The organism is Mesorhizobium sp. CA12 (genome assembly GCF_020165255.1).
Classification (GTDB): domain Bacteria; phylum Pseudomonadota; class Alphaproteobacteria; order Rhizobiales; family Rhizobiaceae; genus Mesorhizobium.
Genome location: NZ_JAIUHT010000003.1, coordinates 249,227 through 268,473, shown reverse-complemented (window position 1 = coordinate 268,473; position 19,247 = coordinate 249,227). Strand labels below are relative to the sequence as shown.

The window sequence follows — 19,247 nt, the reverse complement described above, 5'->3', positions numbered from 1 at the left end:
CTGGCTGCGTCCACGCCATCGCTGCTGCTATCTGATCCCGTCAGAGCCGCCGGTGCTGCCAGTATCAGTGCCGCCGGAATCAGTGCTGCCGGTGCTGCCAGTGTCGGTGCTGCCGGAGTCGGTGCTGCCGGGACTGCCAGTGTCGGTGCTGCCGGAGTCAGTGCTGCCGGTGCTGCCAGTGTCGGTGCTGCCGGAGTCGGTGCTGCCGGTGCTGTCACCGTCGGTGCTGCCGCTGTCAGATCCGCCGCCGCGGGGCTCGGGGTGATCGCCGCCATTGCCACGCCAAGATGCCGATCCGGTGCCGTTCGGTATGCGCTTGGCCGGTATCTTGGTGACCGGTGGCGGCGCTTTTGGCGCGGGGGTACGGACCACCTTTATCTTCGTGACCACTTTGGTCACCACCTTGGGCTTGCACACCGGGACCGTCTTTTCGCTTCGCTTGGGCGAGAGACCGAGAATGGCCATCGAATAAGCCTCCTGCCGGTCGATGCCGGCTCGGAGGAAAGCCAAGGCGCGGGCCGGGTCGGCGGGCACGCCGTTGCGGCCTTCCTTGAAGATCATCGCAAGGTCCTTGGTGGCATCGACATGCCCCATCGCCGCCGCCTGGAGCAGCAGGTCCAGTCCCTTGCCGGTGTCGCGCTGGACGCCGACACCGTCGAACAAAGCGCGCCCCAAGGCAGTCATGCCGTAGGGATCTCCCTTGTCCGACGCCTGCGCATAGAGACTGTTGGCTTTGGTCAAATCCGGAGCCGCGCTCATTCCGGATGCGGCGATGTAGCCGAGCTCGTACACGGCACGGACGTGCCCCTTATCGGCCGCCTCCTGGATCACATTCCTGGCTTCGTCAATCCGGCCCGACGCCAGCAGTGCCCGCCCCAACTCGTAGCGGAAGCGCGCAATGTCGGGATAGGACTTCACCGCTGCCTCGCAAGCTTCGACAGCTCCGCCGCCGATCTCGTTCGGCAAGCGGCCCGAGACAACGCCCTGCAGGTCGAGCGGCTCGCCGGCGGCTTGGTCGCAAGGGTCGACGCTCGGCGAGAGTTGCATAGTCGATCGCTTCGCGGCGCTGCCCGCGCGGATCTCGATGCCAACTTCGACGGGCGCGACCGAGCCGATCTGCGGCTCGTAGCGCAGTTTGTCGACCTCGGCGGCCGTCAACCTCGATTGCGGCGAAAGGACACGATCGGGCAGGGACAGCGTGCCGGCCGCCGGGTAGCTCGCAAGCTTAAGGCTGATAGAGGCATCCTTGGCCGGAAGCTCCAGTTTCAGCGGAACCGGACCGACGCCGAGCGGGACACGGATATCGAGACTTCCAATCGCTTCGGCGGCATCGGCGACTTGGATTCCGCGCTCCGCCACCTGCTCGTTCTGTTGCGTATCGGGCGATGGCGCTGGTTCCTCCGCCCGGCGCATCAGCACGACGTCGTCGATCAGCGAGGAGTTTTCCCACGGAACCTGCTTGCCGTTGGTGGCCTTGACCACGTCGCGGCGGACGGCCGCCATCACCGACCGTATCTCCTGGTCCGGCGTCAGCGCACGGCGGGAGAAGGACGACGAAAACGGGCTGAGGTCGCCGGACCCGTCATAGGCGACCGCCCCCGGCTCGGTGGCAAAGGCAATCAGCGTGTTCTGCGAACCCGTTACCTGCGCAAGACCGCCGCCGCCGGCGACGATCAACTGATCGCGCAGCCAATAGTCCTTGCGCGGGAAAGGATCGTTGCGGCAAGCGTCGAGGATGATCATCTGGACTTTCGATCTCGAGCGCAGCTGCCGCAATATGTCGTCGACCTTGATGGCCTGGACCTCCATGTCGGCCGCATCTTTCAGCGACGCATCGACCGGAATCAGGAAATTCTCTCCGCCGATCTGGAAGCCGTGTCCCGAATAATAGATGACCGCCAGATCGGCGCCGTCCGCCGCCGCCAGATAGTTGCGGAACCGCTCTTCGAACTGAAGCTTGGTCAGGTCCTTGGCGGCGAACACCTCGAAGCCGGCCAGCCGGAATGTCCTCGACACGTTTTCTGCGTCCTTGTCCGGGTTCTTGAGCGTCGGGATTTCGCGGTATTGCGAATTGCCGATCACAAGGGCAACCCTTCGCTCGGCATGCGCTTGAAACGTCGTGAGACCCACGAGGATCAAGAGTGCAATCAGCGCGCAGCATCGCAGCATGGCAAATCCCCCATGTGGTGTGATCTGGAGGAGTCAAAAAGCCGATTGCGGCGCAACAGTCTATTAAAGAGCTCACAATCCTAGTTATTACCGAGGAAAAATGGCCCCGATGACGGCGTGCTCTTATCAATAAAGTTCTTAATCTTTGAGCTTGGCCCGGACTAGCTTCAGGCGGCTTCCGCCAGGAATTCAGGATTTTGCTTCACCAGCGCCAGCTTCAGCTTTTCCATGGCGCGCGCCTCGATCTGGCGGACGCGCTCCTTGGAGATGCCGAGCTGCTCGCCAAGCGATTCCAGCGTGGCGCCGTCATCGCTCAGCCTGCGCTCCTCGATGATGCGGAGCTCCCGGGCATTGAGCGCGCCGAGCGCGCTCCGCAGCCAGATAGCGCGGCGCTGGACGTCGATCCTCTCGCCGACGATCTCGTCGGGAAGCGGGTCTTCGGAGACCAGGAAATCCATCCGCTCGGCAGCGCCGTTCTCGTCCGCCAAAGGCGCGTTGAGCGAGCTATCGGGGGAAGACAGGCGCGAATCCATCATCGCCACGTCGGCCTCCGGCACGCCCAGCGCCGCCGAGACCTCGCGGTAGAGCGAGGCATTGGAGAGCGGCTCGGCGCCGTTGGCGAGGCGCGCGCGCAGACGCCTGAGATTGAAGAACAGCGCCTTCTGCGCGGAACTGGTGCCGCCGCGTACGATCGACCAGTTGCGCAGGATGTAATCCTGCATCGAGGCGCGGATCCACCAGGTGGCATAGGTTGAGAAGCGTACTTCGCGCGCGGGTTCGAAACGGGCGGCCGCCTCGAGCAGGCCGACATGGCCCTCCTGAATCAGATCGCCGAGCGGCAGGCCGTAATGGCGGAATTTCGAGGCCATGGAGATCACAAGGCGCATATGAGCGACAGTGATCCTGTGCAGCGCGTGCTGGTCGTTCTCTTCCTTCCAACGAAGCGCAAGGACATGCTCCTCGTCGCGCTCGAGGTATGGAGCCTTCATTGCCGCCCGGACCAATGTCCGTCCTGCCGCGTCTTCGATCATGCCGGCTCCTTTTGCGACGATTGCGCGTATGGCGGTTGAAAAGATGCCGCCGCGCCCTACAACAGCCATGCAACGTGTCAGGCGCATGGATGGTTCCGCCGCCCGAGGGGGCAGATGGTGCCGGCGGAAACGTTCTGTTATCTACCGGGAAGGCCTTCTGGCGAATTCTCGGCGGTTTAGAGAATCAGATTTCTGGCAGAGCCGATTTTTGAAATCTGGTTCCTTATTTTGCTGCCTTCTATCTGCCAGTTTCCGGCTCGCACAATCGCGCCGGGACACCGGTCAAAACGGGATCACAGAAAAATGAAATGGCTCAAACCGCTTCTTATCGCCGGAACGCTGCAGGTTCTGGCGATCACCGCCGGCTATGCCGGCGCCAATCTCGACCAGATCAAGCAGGCCGGGGTGCTCAAGGTAGGCACTGAAGGCACCTATGCGCCCTTCACCTATCACGACGAATCCAACGCGCTGGTCGGCTTCGACGTCGAGATCGCCAAGGCCATCGGCGACAAGCTCGGCGTCAAGGTTCAATTCCTCGAAGGCAAGTGGGACGGCCTGATCGCCGGCCTCGACGCCAACCGCTACGACGCCGTCATCAACGAGGTCGGCATCACCGATGCGCGCAAGGCCAAGTATGATTTCTCCGATCCCTACATCGCCTCGAAGGCGGTGCTGATCGTGCGCGGCGACAACACCGACATCAAGACCTTCGCCGATCTCAAGGGCAAGAAGTCGGCGCAGTCGCTGACCTCCAATTTCGGCAAGCTCGCCGAGAAGAACGGCGCCGAGCTCGTCGGCACCGACGGGTTCGACCAGTCGATCCAGCTTCTGCTCACCGGCCGCGCCGACGCCACGATCAATGACAGCCTGTCCTTCCTCGATTTCAAGAAGCACAAGCCGGACGCCAATGTGAAGATCGCGGCGCAGGAAGAGAATGCCGATTATTCCGGCGTCATCGTGCGCAAGGGCGATCCGGAGCTGGTCGCGGCCATCAACAAGGCGCTGGCCGACATCAAGGCCGACGGCACCTACCAGAAGATCGCCGACAAGTATTTCGGCCAGGACGTTTCGAAGTAAGGCAATCGTCTCCTTGCTCGGATACCGGCGGGCCGTCTTCGACGGCCCGCTGTTTTTGCACGGCATTCATCGGGGTCGTCTTTGACGGCCCGCCGGTTTTTGCATGATAGTCGGTCCATACGGGGGACGCGCCGCCGTATCTGGAAGGGAGAAGCGCTTCGTGCCGCACTGGCTGCAATTGATGCTGGAATCGTTGCCGACGCTGTTGTGGGCGGCGCTGATCTTCACCGTGCCGCTGACGCTCCTGTCCTTCGCGCTTGGGCTCATCGCCGGACTGGTGACGGCGCTGATCCGGCTGTTCGGCCCGAAGCCGCTGGTCGCGATGGTGCGCTTCTATGTCTGGATTTTTCGCGGCACGCCGCTGCTCGTTCAGTTGTTCCTGATCTTCTACGGCCTGCCGTCGGTCGGCATTCTGCTCGATGCCTTTCCCGCCGCTCTGATAGGCTTCACGCTCAACATCGGCGCCTATACGTCTGAGATCATCCGGGCCGTCATCGGCTCGGTGCCGAAGGGGCAGTGGGAAGCTTCCTATTCGATCGGCATGACCTGGAGCCAGGCGATGCGGCGCACCATCCTGCCACAGGCGGGCCGCGTTGCCGTGCCGCCGCTTTCCAACACCTTCATCTCGCTGGTCAAGGACACCTCGCTCGCGGCGGCAATCACGGTGCCCGAGATGTTTCAGGCCGCGCAGCGCATCGTCGCGACCACCTATGAGCCGCTGATCCTCTATGTCGAAGCGGCCGCGCTCTATCTCGCGTTGAGCTCGGTGCTGTCGGCGCTGCAGGCGCGGCTGGAAGTGCGGCTCAACCGCTATGGCGGGTTCCTGGAGGCCAACGCATGATCGGCCTCAGCAACATCGAAAAGCGCTTCGGCGACAATCTGGTGCTGAAGGGCGTGACCGTCACCCTCGACGAGGGCAGCGTGACTGCGCTGGTCGGCCCTTCCGGCGGCGGCAAAAGCACGCTCTTGCGCTGCATCAACCTGTTGGAAATCCCGACGTCCGGTTCCCTGCGCATCGGCGACGAGACGCTTGCGTTCCATCCGGGCGGCAAGGTGCCGGCCAAGGATATTCAGCGCATCCGCCTGCAGACCGGCATGGTGTTTCAGAATTTCCAGCTCTTCCCGCATCGCACAGCGATCGAGAATGTCATGGAAGGGCTGGTGACGGTGCTGAAATGGCCTGAGCCGAGGGCGCGCGAGCGGGCGATGGCGCTGCTCGAAAAGGTCGGCATGGCTCACAAGGCCGATGACTGGCCGGCGACGCTGTCCGGCGGCCAGCAGCAGCGCGTGGCGATCGCCCGGGCGCTGGCGCCGTCGCCGCGCGTGCTGCTCTGCGACGAGCCTACCTCTGCGCTCGATCCGGAACTGGCGCAGGAGGTGGTCGACGTGCTCGGACAGCTCGCACGCGAAGGCACGACCATGGTGATGGCCACGCATGATCTCAGGCTCGCCTCCAAGATCGCGCAGGAGGTGGTGTTTCTGGACGCCGGCTCGATCGTCGAGAAAGGCCCGGCTTCGGTCGTGTTCGACAATCCGGAGCGCGAGCGAACCAAGCGCTTCATCGCCTCGCTCAGGCAAGAGGAGGCGCAGAAGGAAGCCGGCAGCTGAGCTCTTTACCTGAGGAGCGCTTCAAAAGCGTCTTGAAGAAGGTTGCGAAGTTACCCGTGCGTGAATTAGAGAAAAAGTGACACGTGAACGGGCGCACCCAAATGGCGGAAATTAAGGACCTCAAGTACAATCCGTTTCGACCCAACGATATTATCCATACGGGCATGTTTGTCGGTCGGATAGACGAACTAGATACGATCGAGAGATGCCTTTTCCAAGCTAAACACGGTAACCCCCTGCACTTTATCGCTCAAGGCGAGCGAGGCATTGGGAAATCGTCACTGCTGTTCATAGTGAAAATGCTTGCGAATGGCATGTTGCCTCCTGCGACTGCGGCGGAGCCGTTTCGGTTTCTCTCCGTCTCAGTAGACCTTGGTGGATGCTCCACTCAAATAGATGTCGTCAGAAAGATTGCTCGAGGTCTAAGGAAGGAGATCGCCTCCAGGCAAGTAATTAAAGAAAAGGCGAAGGCATTTTGGGATTGGATAACCAATTGGGAAGTGCTCGGAGTAAGCTACAATAAAGACTCTATCGCTTTCGACATGGAAGAGATCGTCGAGCAATTCGTAGAGAACATTGCTGTATTTTGCGATGCCGCTGAGTCGGATATCGATGGCATATTGTTCCTCATAGATGAGGCGGATAGGCCGCCTGTAGAGGCGGCGCTGGGCTCATACCTCAAGATGATTTCGGAGCGCCTGAAATGGCGCAGTTGCGAAAGGGTGATTTTCGGATTGGCGGGCCTACCAACTCTCCTCGGAAAGCTGAGAGAGAGCCACGAGTCGTCACCTCGTCTATTCCATACAATGCTCCTGGAGCCGCTGGAGATGGAGGAACGTAAGCGCGTCGTCCGCAACGGCATTGAGGAAGCCAACAAAAAGAATTCTATAGCGACAAAGATCACAGACGAGGCGGTCGATTTTCTCGCGGAACTCTCTGAGGGATACCCTCATTTCATCCAGCAGTTTGCATATTCGGCCTTCCAGCAGGATACGGACAACATTATCGATGACGAGGATGTTGGCAACGGCGCGTTTAAGGAAGGAGGTGCGCTGACGCAGTTGGGCGACAAATTCTTCAACGACATGTACCACGCTCGCGTGTCGTCCGAGGAATATCGACGGGTCCTAGATACGATGGCTGATCATGGCGATGGCTGGGTATCTCGAAAAACCATTATCAAAGAATCGGGCGTATCGGAGGCCAATGTAACGAATGCGTTAAGGGCCTTGAAAATGAAAGAGGTGATTATTCAAGACGAGTCTCAGCGCGGCTTATACCGCCTGCCTACCAACTCATTTGCCGCTTGGATAAACGCTATTCGGGCCGCTAGGGCTAAGAGTGATGTTGCGAAAGGTGCTCGATTCGAGGGCTAGGTTAATCAGAGTTCCATTAGCCTCCATTAGCTTCCATTAAGGTCCATTACGCTCCATTAGATGGTAGCATCCGCTGGGTCGGGCGATTTGCCCAAGCCGGATGGGCGAACGCCCGCTTGTAGAGGGGCGAGTCAACTACAGGAACCTGTAGTGGGTTTATTCATCTGGGCTTGTTGGAATAACCCCCATAGGGAAGGGTAGAGGGCTCAAAAACAAAAAACCCGGCGCGAGGCCGGGTTCTTCGTAAACTCAAAAGCGAAAAAGCTCAGGCAGCTTCTTCCTGCTCGGCTTCCTCGTTGTCGGCCTTGGCGCCGCGCTTCGGACCCTTGTTGAGGTTGACCTCGATGAGGCGCACCGCCTCGGTCTCCGACATGCGGTTCACCGCGGCGATCTCGCGGGCCATGCGGTCGAGCGCGGCTTCGTAGAGCTGGCGCTCGGAATAGGACTGCTCCGGCTGGTTGTCGGCGCGGTAGAGGTCGCGCACAACTTCCGAGATCGAGATCAGGTCGCCCGAGTTGATCTTAGCGTCATATTCCTGGGCGCGGCGCGACCACATGGTGCGCTTGATGCGGGCGCGGCCCTGCACGACCTTCAGCGCGCGGTCGACATAATCCTCTTCCGACAGCTTGCGCATGCCGATCGAGGTCGCCTTGGCGACCGGCACCTTCAGCCGCATCTTGTCCTTCTGGAAATCGATGACGAACAGTTCCAGCTTGTGACCCGCAACTTCCTGCTCGTCGATCGCCACGATCTGGCCGACGCCATGCGCCGGATAGACGATGAATTCGCCGGTCTTGAACCCGTGGCGAGCCGCGTTGGACTTCTTCTGCGGGGTGATCGTTGCCATTACGCCCTGAACTCCTTAAGTTGTGCAGCCGGCATCATGCCGACTCGAACCCACGAGGTCGGCAAAGCCGACCGTTAGCCGCGCACAGGATGAACCCACCGGAAAGCCAAGGGCCGGCATATCGCACGAATGCGACCGCCTGCCCCAGATCGCTCTGGTCCGGATCTAAAAGCTCACCTTTCAGTGATTTGGGGCGTTAGCGCCATAAATCGACGTTGTGTCACCGGCATGTTTCGTTGATGTAACACAAAAAGTCGGAAGAATCAAGGTTTTGCTGCATTCGCTAACGCCAAGCGGCAGCGCTGCCCGTCAAGACAGCAATTGTATCGGTCCGGTTACGCCGCGTCATGCCGGTGTTCCCGGCCGCTATATCAATCGCCTTCGCCGGGCTCCGCCGAGAAATATTTCTCGAACTTACCGGTCTCGCCGTCGAAGGTCTTGGCGTCCGCCGGCGGCTCCTTCTTGGCGGTGATATTGGGCCACTTCTCGGCGTATTCGGAATTGATCTGCAACCATTTGTCGAGGCCGCCCTCGGTGTCCGGCTTGATCGCGTCGGCCGGGCATTCGGGCTCGCAGACGCCGCAGTCGATGCACTCGTCAGGATGGATGACGAGCATGTTCTCGCCCTCGTAGAAACAGTCGACCGGACAGACCTCGATGCAGTCCATATATTTGCATTTGATGCAATTGTCGGTCACGACATAGGTCATTGCAGGCTCCGGAACGTCCCATTTTGCTGGGCTTTTCGGCTGAGGTAACGCCTTTGCCCGCCGCATGCAAGGGCAGGGATTGCAGGCGCAGCCGGTGTCGCGGAATGGAATTCCAGCCGGAAAGCTTCGGCCAAGTCCTCCAGCCCAACCGTTGCGCAGTTTTCCTGGAATTGCTGCAGCCGTGCCGCGGCCCGGCTATATCTCAGTCGTCGCCGAGCAGCCGGTCGGTCTGCCGCCGCTCGCGTTTGGTCGGGCGGCCGCTGCCGGCCTCGCGCAAGGCTGGAACGGCGTCCGGAACCGCCTCGCCTTTGGGTGTCGGCGCCGGCGACATGTCCTCGTAAAGCAGCCGCGCCTCGTCGGCCGGGCCGCGCCTGGCGCCACAGTTCAGCACCTTCCAGACGAGGATACGGCGCTCGAGCATGATGGTGAGCACGTCGCCGGGCTTGACCAGATCCGACGCCTGCGCTGCTTTGTCGCGATTGATGCGGACGCGTCCCGCGACGACGACCTTTGCCGCCAAGGACCGCGACTTCACCGCGCGCGAGAAGAACAGCCATTTGTCGATGCGCTGGCGGCCTTCTCCAACCATCGCGGCTAGCTTTGGTGGAGCATGATCTTATCCGAAAACCGGTTCCCACTTTTCGCTGACGCGGTCCTTCGGTTCGAGATCATGCTGGTTCTTTGATGGAGCATGATCTCGCCCGAAAACCGGGTCCCACTTTTCGGGATCATGCTCGAACCTATTTCTTCAGTTGGTCGCGCAAGGCGGCGAGCTTGGCGAAGGGCGAATCCGGATCGAAGCGCTGCGGGCGTTCCTCGCGCGGCTTGCCCTGGAAGGCTGGCTTGCCGCCCGGGGCGTTGCCCTTGCCGTCCTGCCTGCCGCCCTTCCAGTCCGGCCGGCCTTCGCGGCGTTCGCCTTGCGGCTTGCCTTCGCGCCGTTCAGCGCCCTCACGCCGGTCGCCCGTCTCGGGCCTCGGCTTGAACTTCGAGCGGTCGAAGCGCGGCTTGCCGGCGCCTTCGCGCTGCTCGCGGCGGCCTTCCTGGGCGGGCCGATCGCCGGGCTGACCGCTTGCGGCGCCTGCCTCGCGTGCGGGCTGGGCGCCGCGCGGGCGATTGTCGCGACGGTTGTCGTGGCGATGGCGCGGACGCTGATGGTCGAAACGCGCCTGGCGCCACAGGAGCACAGGTTTTGGTTCCTCGGCTTCGGCTGGCGCCTCGCCGCCGGCAGTACCCTCCACCTGGTGGTGGGGCGAGGTAAGAGCGTCGGCGCTTTCGGCCGGCTCGGGCGCTGCCGCAATGTCCACCGCTGCGGCGTCTTCCATAGCGGCGGCCTCTTCCGTAACCGCGGCCGGAGCTTCTGCCGGCTCTGCCGTGGCAGGTTCCACCGCCACTTCCGCGACGGCTTCGGCCGGAGCTTCGGCGGCAGCCGGCTCCGAGCCCTCGACGGTTACCTCCGCGACCGTATCAGTTGCCGCAGCTTGTGCCTCTGCCTCCCGCGCGGCGCGCGCGGCATTATCCGCGGCGAGCTTGGCCGCGGCCGCTTCGCGGGCGGCGTCGTCCAGCGCGTCGAGCTTCGCCTTAACCTCGGCAGCCGGCTTGGCCTCCGAGCGATAGCCGAGACCTTTCAGGATCTCCTCCATGTCGTCGGCCGTGGCGCCGAGGATCGACATCATCGGTGGCGTCACCATGAAGGCGTGGCCGTCATAGGCGCCGTCTGGACGCTGGCCGAGGCCGGGCTTCCAGTTGGTCGCCGGGCGGATGAGGTCGGCAAGCCGCTCGAGGATATCGACGCGCACGGCGCGACGGCCGAGATTGCGGTAGCCGGCGAGCTTGTAGAAGGTCTTGTCGAAGGCCGGGTCGATGACGACCGAAGTGCGGCCGGAAGCCAGCGCATGCACCACATCGCCGAAGCCGGGCTTGTCCTTGCCGTCGTTCTTCAGCGCCCACAGCAACGTCACCAGGCCAGCCGGCGCCGGCTTGATCAGCGCCGGCACGAAGACATGGTAGGCGCCGAAGCGGACGCCGAGGCGGCGAAGCGCTGCGCGGCCTTCCTGGTCGAGCGACTTCATCTCCTCCGCGATGTCGCGGCGATTGATCAGGCCGAAATGCTCGACCAGCTGGAAGGCGATGCCGCGGGCGATGCCGGCGAGCTGGTCGGCATTCTTCAGGTCGACCAGCGGCTTCAAAAGCGTTTCGATCTGGAAATTGACGAAACGCTCGGCGCGCGCCGCGACCTTGTCGCGGGCGGGGCCGGTCAGCTGCTCGTCGGCAAGCAGAACCAGGCGCGGTTTCAGCGCCTCGTCGGCGGCGACCAGCGTGCCGATCGGCGCGCCGATCCAGCGCAGGACGCCGTCCGAGCCCAAAGCCAGGTCGCCATTGGCGCAGGCGGCAAAGCGCTCGGCGCGCGCCTCGAACTCGGCCGCGAGCGCCTTCTGGGCGGCGGTGCGCACCGCCTTGGCGTCCTCGCCGCCGGCGCTCTGGTCGGCGGTGAAGCGGAACCCCTGCAACTCGCCGACGTGATGGCCTTCGACGAGGACGGTTCCGGACGGGCTGATTTCGGCTTCAGGCATGGTATTTTCTCTAAGGCGCCGCATGAGGACGGAAGTCCTGCGGTCTACGAAGCGTTTCGTCAACCGCTCATGCAGCGCATCCGACAATCTGTCTTCGATTTCGCGCGTCTTTTCCTGCCAGTGTAGCTGATCGGCCAGCCAGCCGGGGCGGTTGGAGACGAAAGTCCAGGTGCGGATCTGCGCGATCCGGTGCGACAGCGTGTCGATATCGCCTTCCGTCGTGTCGGCGCGCCGCACCTGCTCGGCCATGTAATTCTCATCGACATGGCCGTGACGCGCAAGGTCCATATAGATCGAGGCGATAAGATCGGCATGCTGTGCCGGCGCGATCTTGCGATAGTCGGGGAGCGCGCAGGCTTCCCAAAGCAGCGCCACGCGCTCCTTGCCGGTGGCCAAATCGCGGATGTCGCCGTCGCGCGACAGCTGTTCCAGCGCCTGCGCGTCGACGGTCGGCAGCGCGCGGGTCAAGCCTTCGACCGGCGCATTGGCCTCAATCGAGCGCTTCAGCGCATCGAGGCTGGAAAAGTCGAAATCGGCGGTGCGCCACTGCAGCACCTTCACCGGATCGAAATCGTGTCCCTCGATCTTGGCAACCAGTTCCTCGTCGAACGGGTCGACCTGGCCGGTGACGCCGAACGTTCCGTCGCGCAGGTGCCGGCCGGCGCGGCCGGCGATCTGGCCAAGCTCGGCGGCGGTCAGGTTGCGGTATTGATAGCCGTCGAACTTGCGGTTCTGAGCGAAGGCGACGTGATCGAGGTCGAGGTTCAGGCCCATGCCGATGGCGTCGGTGGCGACGAGATAGTCGACATCGCCGGACTGGAATATCTCCACTTGAGCGTTTCGGGTGCGCGGGGAAAGAGCGCCGAGCACGACGGCAGCTCCCCCCTGCTGGCGGCGGATCAGCTCGGCGATCGCATAGACCTCGTCGGCCGAGAAGGCGACGATCGCCGTGCGCCGCGGCAACCGGGTGAGCTTCTTCGAGCCGGCATAGGCAAGGTGCGACAGCCGCGGCCGCGTCACCACCGACACGCCCTTCAACAGGCGCTGCAGGATGCCATGCATGGTGGCCGCGCCCAGGAGCAGCGTCTCCTGGCGGCCGCGCAGATGCAGGATGCGATCGGTGAAGATATGGCCGCGCTCGAGATCGCCGGCGAGCTGCACCTCGTCGATGGCGACGAAGGCGGCGTCGGTCTCGCGCGGCATCGCCTCGACGGTGCAGACCGAATATTTCGCGCCGGCAGGCACGATCTTCTCCTCGCCGGTGATCAGCGCCACCTTATGGGCGCCGACCTTCTCGCAGACGCGCGCATAGACTTCGCGGGCGAGCAGCCTCAGCGGTAGGCCGATGACACCGGTTTCATGCGCGACCATGCGCTCGATGGCGAGATGCGTCTTGCCGGTGTTGGTCGGGCCCAGCACGGCCGTCACGTCGCGGCCCGAAAGGATCAGCGGGTGGGAGTGTTTCGGCTGGATGTTCATCGGCTCGGAAATAAGGTTTCTGCCGCCCGTAGTCTGAAGCACGGCGCTGCCGCCGCGTGTGACAGGCGACACATAGGGACTTCGGGCGTGAAGCGAAAGCGGAATGTTCCCTCGCGAACTGGCTATGCCGGAGGGAGCAGCCAAAATCGGCCGCTTGTTAACAGCTGGAACGAGTCTGGAACGAATCAGCGACGAATCGGTGACTCGTTCTGATTCAGGTTTTGTTCACGGCTATATGTGGATTTTTTGACGGTAAGTCTCACCACATGCTGAATCGCTGAACTGGCCCGATTCCTGCTTGGCCTCGGCCGGACCCGGGTCGTCGTTAACCTTTGCCGGGCAATGGTCAGATCCGACCTGAGCGCAGACTTCAACGGTATGAAATTGTTGATTTTTCTTAATCGCCTTTAATGAGTTCGGTGACGTTTGCACCGTCCACTGTTAACTTTCCGGCCAAAGCCGGAACGAATCGGCGACGAATCAGTGATCCGACGGTTTTCCCGGTTTGTTCACCCCTAGATATGGTGTTATCCACAGCTTGCCCACCGAGGATTCACAGCTTGTCGCAGCGGTTATGCACAGAGCGTGGCTGCGGCCGTTAACTTTTGCGTGCCGAATTGAGGCAAGGTGTCGCGCCGGCGTGCCGGCGAACAAAAAAGGCGGCTTCGGTGCCGGAGCCGCCTTTGGCGGTAAATGGTGTCGGGCGACCTACTGGGGTGTCAGGCGAAATACTGACCGCCATTGGCGGTGATGGTCGAGCCGGTGATGAAGCCGGCCTCATCGGAAGCCAGGAAGGCGACGCAGCGCGCGATCTCTTCCGGCTCGCCGAGGCGACCGACCGGGATCTGAGCGATGATCGACTCCCGTACTTTTTCCGGCACGGCCATGACCATGTCGGTGGCGATGTAGCCGGGGCAGACGACATTGACTGTGATGCCGGCGCGAGCCCCCTCTTGAGCCAGCGCCTTGGTGAAGCCGATATCGCCGGCTTTCGAGGCCGAATAATTGACCTGGCCCATCTGACCCTTCTGGCCGTTGATCGAGGAAATGGTGATGACGCGGCCGAACTTGCGGTCGCGCATGCCGCTCCACAAAGGATGCGTCATGTTGAAGACGCCGGACAGGTTGGTGTCGATCACTTCCTTCCACTGTGCGGGCGTCATCTTGTGGAACATGGTGTCGCGAGTAATGCCGGCATTGTTGACCAGCACGGAGACCGGGCCGAGATCGGCCTCCACCTGCTTGATGCCTGCGGCGCAGGCCTCGTAGTCGGCGACCGACCATTTGTAGACGGGGATACCAGTCTCGGCCTTGAATTTCTGGGCCGCCTCGTCATTGCCGGCATAGTTCGCCGCGACCGAATAGCCGGCGGTCTTCAAGGCGACCGATATCGCCGCGCCGATGCCGCGTGTTCCGCCCGTGACGATTGCTACTTTGGTCATGTGTGCTCCTCCCTGTTGATCGGAGGAGCGAATAGGGAGTAGCGAATAGCGAGTAGGGGATTGAAGCCTGCTGCGCCGACGCCGTTTTCCCTATTCGCTACTCCCTATTCGCTATTCGCTCAGTTCAGCGCTTCCACGCACATTGCAACGCCCATGCCGCCGCCGATGCACAGCGTGGCAAGGCCCTTCTTGGCGCCGCGGCGACGCATCTCGTAGACCAGCGTGTTGAAGACGCGGGCGCCCGAAGCGCCGATCGGATGGCCGATGGCGATGGCGCCGCCGTTGACGTTGACGATCGAGGGATCCCAGCCCATGCCCTTGTTGACGGCGCAGGCCTGCGCGGCGAACGCCTCGTTGGCCTCGACGAGGTCGAGGTCCTTGACCGACCAGCCGGCCTTCTCCAGCGCCCGCTTCGAAGCGGGAATAGGCCCCGTGCCCATGATTGCCGGATCGACGCCGGCGGTCGCCCAGGAGGCGATGCGCACCAGCGGGGTGATGCCGCGCCGCACGGCCTCGGCCTCGGTCATCAGCAGCGCGCCGGCGGCGCCGTCATTGATGCCCGACGCGTTGGCGGCGGTGACCGTGCCGTCCTTGTCGAAAGCAGGCTTCAGCTTGGTCATGGCGTCGAGCGTCGCGCCGTGCCGGATGTACTCGTCCTGGTCGACTGTTGTGTCGCCCTTCTTGCCCTTGATGGTGAAGGCGACGATCTCGTCCTTGAACTTGCCGGCCTTCTGCGCAGCCTCCGCCTTGTTCTGCGAGGCGAGCGCGAACTCGTCCTGGGTTTCGCGGGTGATCTGGAACTGGCGGGCGACGTTCTCGGCGGTGTTGCCCATATGGTAGCCATTGAAGGCATCCCACAGGCCGTCCTTGATCATGGTGTCGATCATCTTGTAGTCGCCCATCTTGACGCCGGCGCGCAGGTGCTCGGCATGCGGCGACATCGACATCGATTCCTGGCCTCCGGCAACGATCACCTTGGCGTCGCCGGTGGCGATCTGCTGCATGCCGAGCGCAATGGCGCGCAGGCCCGAGCCGCAAACCTGATTGAGGCCCCAGGCCGTGGTCTCCTTCGGCAGGCCGGCATTGATCGAGGCCTGGCGAGCCGGGTTCTGTCCTTGCGCAGCGGTCAGCACCTGGCCGAGGATGACCTCGTCGACTTCCGCCGCCTCGACGTTCGCGCGCGCCAGCAATTCCCTGATGACTACGGCGCCGAGTTCATGCGCCGGCGTGGCGGCGAAACTGCCGTTGAAGGATCCGACCGCGGTGCGAGCGGCGCTGGCGACGACGATGGAATTGGAAGCGGACATTTTCTTCTCCAGACTTCGAGGTGTCGTGTTCTAGGCTATCCTTGAAGACTTTCTTGCCGGTTCAGGCAGCCGAGTCAAACCGGAAATGGGCATGGCCGCCATGCGCGGCAAGCAGAGCGCGCGCCGGTTGTGGCAACATGACGTTGACCGCGCGGCGAATTTTGTCATGCCCTGCAGCATTAATTGATGCCGCAGTGCACAAACCGCTTGGAATTGTGAGGCTTTTGCGCGTATCCTCGATAAAGGGCGCAATCGTTACCGGCCGCTTACTCCTAGAGGTGCCGGTGTCCTGGGGAGGATACGGATGGCCGCAAAAGACGACCCGATCGTCATCAAGAAGTATGCCAATCGCCGGCTCTACAATACCGGCACGAGCACCTATGTGACGCTCGAGGACTTGGCCGAGATGGTCAAGAAGGGTGAGGAGTTCACGGTCCAGGACGCAAAGACCGGCGACGACATCACGCACCCGGTGCTGACGCAGATCATCTTCGAGCTGGAGAACAAGGACGGGCAGAACATGCTGCCGATCCCGTTCCTGCGCCAACTCATCTCCTTCTACGGCGATCAGATGCAGATGATCGTGCCGAGCTTCCTCGAACAATCGATGATCGCCTTCTCCAAGGAGCAGGAGCGGTTTCGCGAGCAGCTCAAGGGTACCTTCGGGAAAACGCCGATCGACATGATGAAGACGCCGATCAAGGCGCTCGAGGAACAGACGCGACGCAATGTCGAGATGTTCCAGAACGCCATGCGCATGTTCACGCCGTTCCCGCCCGCCGGCGGCAATTCAGCGCCGGCCGCCGAGCCCGCGAAGAAGGAAGAGAAGGGCGACGATCTGCAGGAATTGAAGGCGCAGATTGCGGCGATGCAGCGCAAGCTGGACACGATGTCCTGACGGGTGTGCCGCCGTTTGGCGGCGGTCGCGAACGCTGGAGATTGGCGCAAAGGCCCATCCCTTCGTCATCCTCGGGCTTGACCCGAGGATCCATTCCGTGACCGACGCCGTAGGGCGCAGCGGTGCAGAATTCTGTATACGTTGCAACGCCTTAGCGTCACGGAATGGATTCTAGGGTCTGCGCGCGTCGCTTCGCTCCTTGCTCCGCCCTAGAATGACGACCTCAAACGCGTTCCGGCTAATCTGCAAGTCATCATCCCGCGCTAATTGGCCCGTCGTAACGGGCGCGGGGCCTGATCGGCCTGTTGCTGGTCACCTGTTCGACGGCATGGGCCGTCCAACCGACGCTGCGGCCGAGCGCGAACAGGCGGAACGGCGCATCGGCCGGCAGGCTGAGGCTGCGCGTCATCGCGGCCAGCGCAAAATCGATGTTCGGATGCAGCCCGGTCGCGGCGAGCACGGCGTCGCGAAGATGGACGATCCCGTCATCGATCTCCAGGTCGGGCAGCAGTGCTTGCGCGCGCGGATCGCCTTCCGGGTAGAGCGGGTGGCCGAAGCTTGGCAGCGGCCGGTCATGAGCGAGCCAGCGTGCAATCGCCTCGTCCGGACCCAGCCGCCCGGCATCCTCGACAAGCGTGATCGCCGCCGCGCCGGCGCCGCCATGGCGCGGGCCGGTCAGCGTCGCAAGGCCTGCGAGCAGGCAGGCGGCGACCGGCGCGCCGGTGGAGGCCGCGACCCGGGCGGCGAAGGTCGAGGCGTTGAGCTCATGGTCGGCCAAAAGCACCAGCGCCTTGCGGATGAGATCGGCGCCGGCGGCTTCCACCGACCAGCCCTGCGCCAGCCTGATATGCACAGGTTCGGAGCCCGGCGACGCGCCGAGCGCGGTTGCCAGTGCGCTGGTCGCGGCGGCGCCATCCTGCTGCAGCATCGCCGGCCTGCGTCCGAGCGAGGACCAGCCTCCGGCGGCGAGCGCCGAAAGCCTGGCGAAGGCGGTGGGCGTGCCGCTTTGCCGGGCGGCCGAAGGGGTCAGCGAGGCGAACGATACCGGACGGGCGGAAGCCCACAGCAGTCCGGCGGTCTCCTCGAGCGTCGCCGTCGCCGAAAGCTCCACCGCGTCCCTGCCCCGATAGATGAGACGACCATGCAGCACCGTCGAGATCGAAGTGGGAATCGCCGGCTCGCCCCAGGCGATGGCGCTTTCGGCGATTGCCTGCGGGCTCCTTCCGCGGTCGCGGCGCGTGGCGAGCGCGGCGATGTCGTCGGCGCGGTACCGGCTGCGGCGCGGGTCTGCCTCGTCCGGCTTCATGCCGATGCGGCCGCGGCTGACATAGGCATAAAGCGTCTGCGGCCGGACGTTGAGCCGCTCCAGCGCCTCATCCCGGGTCAGCCATTCCGTCATTTGCCGCCTTACATTGATTATCTTGATCAAGATTGATGCATTGATTGCGCAGCATTAATTGTCATGCACCAAAGGTCAAGGAGACGATCATGGCAAATGGGCTCGATGATGTTGTGGCGGCAGACACGGTGCTTTCCGATGTCGATGGTGCGGGTGGGTACCTCACCATCCGAGGCCATTCGCTGATGGAACTGGCCGGCCGCCGGCGCTACGCGCAGGTGGTGCGTCTGCTGTTCGACGGCTTCTTCGACGACCTTCCGAGCGATGCCGAACTGGAGGAGGCGATCGGCAAGGCTCGGGTAGAAGTGTTCGATCGCGTCCAGCCGATGCTTGCCCAGCTTGCGCCGCTCGACGTCTACAGCGGCATGCGCGCCGGCATGGCCGTCCTGCCGGACGGCGACAGGCTTGCCGATGCGCTGCGGCTGGTCGCGGCGCCTGCGGTGCTGACGCCGGCCTTGCTGCGCCTTGGCCGGGGTAAGACGCCTATTGCTCCCGACGAAAAGGCCGATCATGCCGGCGACATGTTGCGCATGCTCTCCGGCTCCGCCTCGCCGGCGCTTGCCAAGGCGCTCGACAGCTATCTGGTGACGGTCTGCGACCACGGGCTCAACGCCTCGACCTTCGCGACCCGCGTGGTAGCCTCGACCCAGGCCGGACTGACCTCGGCGATCCTGGCCGGGCTCGGCGCGCTGAAAGGTCCGCTGCATGGCGGCGCGCCGGGGCCGGTGATCGAGATGCTGGACGCCATCGAGGCCAGCGGCGACGCCACGGCATGGCTGCGCAACGAGATCGCCCATGGCCAGCGCATCATGGGTTTCGGCCATCGCATCTACCGCGTGCGCGACCCGCGAGCCGACGCGCTGAAGACGGTCGTGCGGCAACTCGGTTCGCGCAACAAGACGAGCAGCAAGGAGATGGGTAGCAGGTTGGCCTTCGCCGAAACCGTGGAGCAGGCGGCGCTCGAGGTGCTCAGCATCGCCAAGCCGCAGCGCTCGATCCAGACCAATGTCGAATTCTACACCGCGCTCCTCCTGGAAGCGGTCGGCTTCCCGAAGGAGGCCTTCTCCAACGTGTTCGCCGCCGGCCGCGTTGCCGGCTGGATTGCGCACGCGCGCGAGCAGCAGGCGACCGGGCGGCTCATCCGGCCGCAGTCGCGTTATGTCGGGCCAGTGCCCGACCTGGTGGCTTGAGAGGTAGTTCCTCGCCCAACCTCGTCTACGGCATCCACCCATTTCCAAGCGGCTGGTCTTTGGCGATAGCGTGCATGGCAGCTTGGCGCATCCATTGTCTTATGCAGCGCTGGTCGACCCCCACTCCGTCTCGGCTGCGCCGAG

15 protein-coding genes are annotated in these 19,247 nt (G+C 63.1%); 6 read left to right on the top strand and 9 right to left on the bottom strand.

Annotated elements, in window-relative coordinates; translation table 11 throughout:
• Positions 1 to 27: 27 nt before the first annotated feature.
• Positions 28 to 2,169 carry a caspase family protein gene (locus LB520_RS07815; protein WP_224637059.1) on the bottom strand — a complete coding sequence of 714 codons (2,142 nt, stop codon included), beginning with the start codon at positions 2,167 to 2,169 and terminating at the stop codon, positions 28 to 30.
• Positions 2,170 to 2,336: 167 nt separating this feature from the next.
• On the bottom strand, positions 2,337 to 3,200 hold the full coding sequence (locus LB520_RS07810; protein ID WP_095767541.1) for an RNA polymerase factor sigma-32: 864 nt from the start codon (positions 3,198 to 3,200) through the stop codon (positions 2,337 to 2,339).
• Positions 3,201 to 3,503: 303 nt separating this feature from the next.
• On the opposite strand from LB520_RS07810, the gene LB520_RS07805 reads away from it, so the two are divergent.
• The 4 genes from LB520_RS07805 to LB520_RS07790 all read left to right on the top strand — a co-directional run bounded on the left by LB520_RS07805 (position 3,504) and on the right by LB520_RS07790 (position 7,261).
• Positions 3,504 to 4,277 (top strand): amino acid ABC transporter substrate-binding protein, encoded by a 774-nt coding sequence (locus LB520_RS07805; protein WP_140544634.1) that lies wholly within the window; start codon positions 3,504 to 3,506, stop codon positions 4,275 to 4,277.
• A gap of 160 nt (positions 4,278 to 4,437) precedes the next feature.
• On the top strand, positions 4,438 to 5,118 hold the full coding sequence (locus tag LB520_RS07800; protein ID WP_140841602.1) for an ABC transporter permease subunit: 681 nt from the start codon (positions 4,438 to 4,440) through the stop codon (positions 5,116 to 5,118).
• Positions 5,115 to 5,885, top strand: coding sequence for an amino acid ABC transporter ATP-binding protein (locus LB520_RS07795; protein ID WP_224637058.1), 771 nt, complete (start codon positions 5,115 to 5,117; stop codon positions 5,883 to 5,885). The genes LB520_RS07800 and LB520_RS07795 overlap by 4 nt, the downstream gene beginning before the upstream one ends.
• A gap of 83 nt (positions 5,886 to 5,968) precedes the next feature.
• Positions 5,969 to 7,261, top strand: a complete 1,293-nt coding sequence (locus LB520_RS07790; protein WP_224637056.1) for an ATP-binding protein — start codon at positions 5,969 to 5,971, stop codon at positions 7,259 to 7,261.
• 265 nt (positions 7,262 to 7,526) lie between these two features.
• Here the strand turns inward: LB520_RS07790 and LB520_RS07785 are convergent, their stop codons facing one another.
• The 6 genes from LB520_RS07785 to LB520_RS07760 form a co-directional block, all read right to left on the bottom strand.
• On the bottom strand, positions 7,527 to 8,108 hold the full coding sequence (locus LB520_RS07785) for a CarD family transcriptional regulator (protein WP_040991750.1): 582 nt from the start codon (positions 8,106 to 8,108) through the stop codon (positions 7,527 to 7,529).
• Positions 8,109 to 8,479: 371 nt separating this feature from the next.
• The gene (gene fdxA / locus LB520_RS07780) at positions 8,480 to 8,818 is read right to left on the bottom strand and encodes a ferredoxin FdxA (protein ID WP_095767304.1); all 339 of its coding nucleotides are present in this window, start codon (positions 8,816 to 8,818) and stop codon (positions 8,480 to 8,482) included.
• 202 nt (positions 8,819 to 9,020) lie between these two features.
• On the bottom strand, positions 9,021 to 9,407 hold the full coding sequence (locus LB520_RS07775) for an RNA-binding S4 domain-containing protein (protein ID WP_224602227.1): 387 nt from the start codon (positions 9,405 to 9,407) through the stop codon (positions 9,021 to 9,023).
• Positions 9,408 to 9,558: 151 nt separating this feature from the next.
• Positions 9,559 to 12,867 (bottom strand): helicase-related protein, encoded by a 3,309-nt coding sequence (locus tag LB520_RS07770; protein WP_224637222.1) that lies wholly within the window; start codon positions 12,865 to 12,867, stop codon positions 9,559 to 9,561.
• A gap of 719 nt (positions 12,868 to 13,586) precedes the next feature.
• Positions 13,587 to 14,309 carry a beta-ketoacyl-ACP reductase gene (locus LB520_RS07765; RefSeq protein WP_224637054.1) on the bottom strand — a complete coding sequence of 241 codons (723 nt, stop codon included), beginning with the start codon at positions 14,307 to 14,309 and terminating at the stop codon, positions 13,587 to 13,589.
• Between the two features lie 119 nt (positions 14,310 to 14,428).
• Positions 14,429 to 15,616 (bottom strand): acetyl-CoA C-acetyltransferase, encoded by a 1,188-nt coding sequence (locus tag LB520_RS07760; protein ID WP_095767307.1) that lies wholly within the window; start codon positions 15,614 to 15,616, stop codon positions 14,429 to 14,431.
• A gap of 304 nt (positions 15,617 to 15,920) precedes the next feature.
• Between LB520_RS07760 and phaR the strand changes: the two genes are divergently transcribed.
• A complete protein-coding gene (gene phaR, locus LB520_RS07755; RefSeq protein WP_095767308.1) occupies positions 15,921 to 16,514 on the top strand; it encodes a polyhydroxyalkanoate synthesis repressor PhaR in 594 nt (197 codons plus the stop codon).
• A 253-nt stretch (positions 16,515 to 16,767) separates the two neighbouring features.
• Here the strand turns inward: phaR and LB520_RS07750 are convergent, their stop codons facing one another.
• Positions 16,768 to 17,913: a citrate synthase family protein gene (locus LB520_RS07750; protein WP_224637053.1), complete on the bottom strand. Its 1,146-nt coding sequence runs from the start codon at positions 17,911 to 17,913 to the stop codon at positions 16,768 to 16,770.
• An 89-nt stretch (positions 17,914 to 18,002) separates the two neighbouring features.
• On the opposite strand from LB520_RS07750, the gene LB520_RS07745 reads away from it, so the two are divergent.
• Positions 18,003 to 19,103 (top strand): citrate synthase/methylcitrate synthase, encoded by a 1,101-nt coding sequence (locus tag LB520_RS07745; RefSeq protein WP_224637051.1) that lies wholly within the window; start codon positions 18,003 to 18,005, stop codon positions 19,101 to 19,103.
• Positions 19,104 to 19,247: the final 144 nt, after the last annotated feature.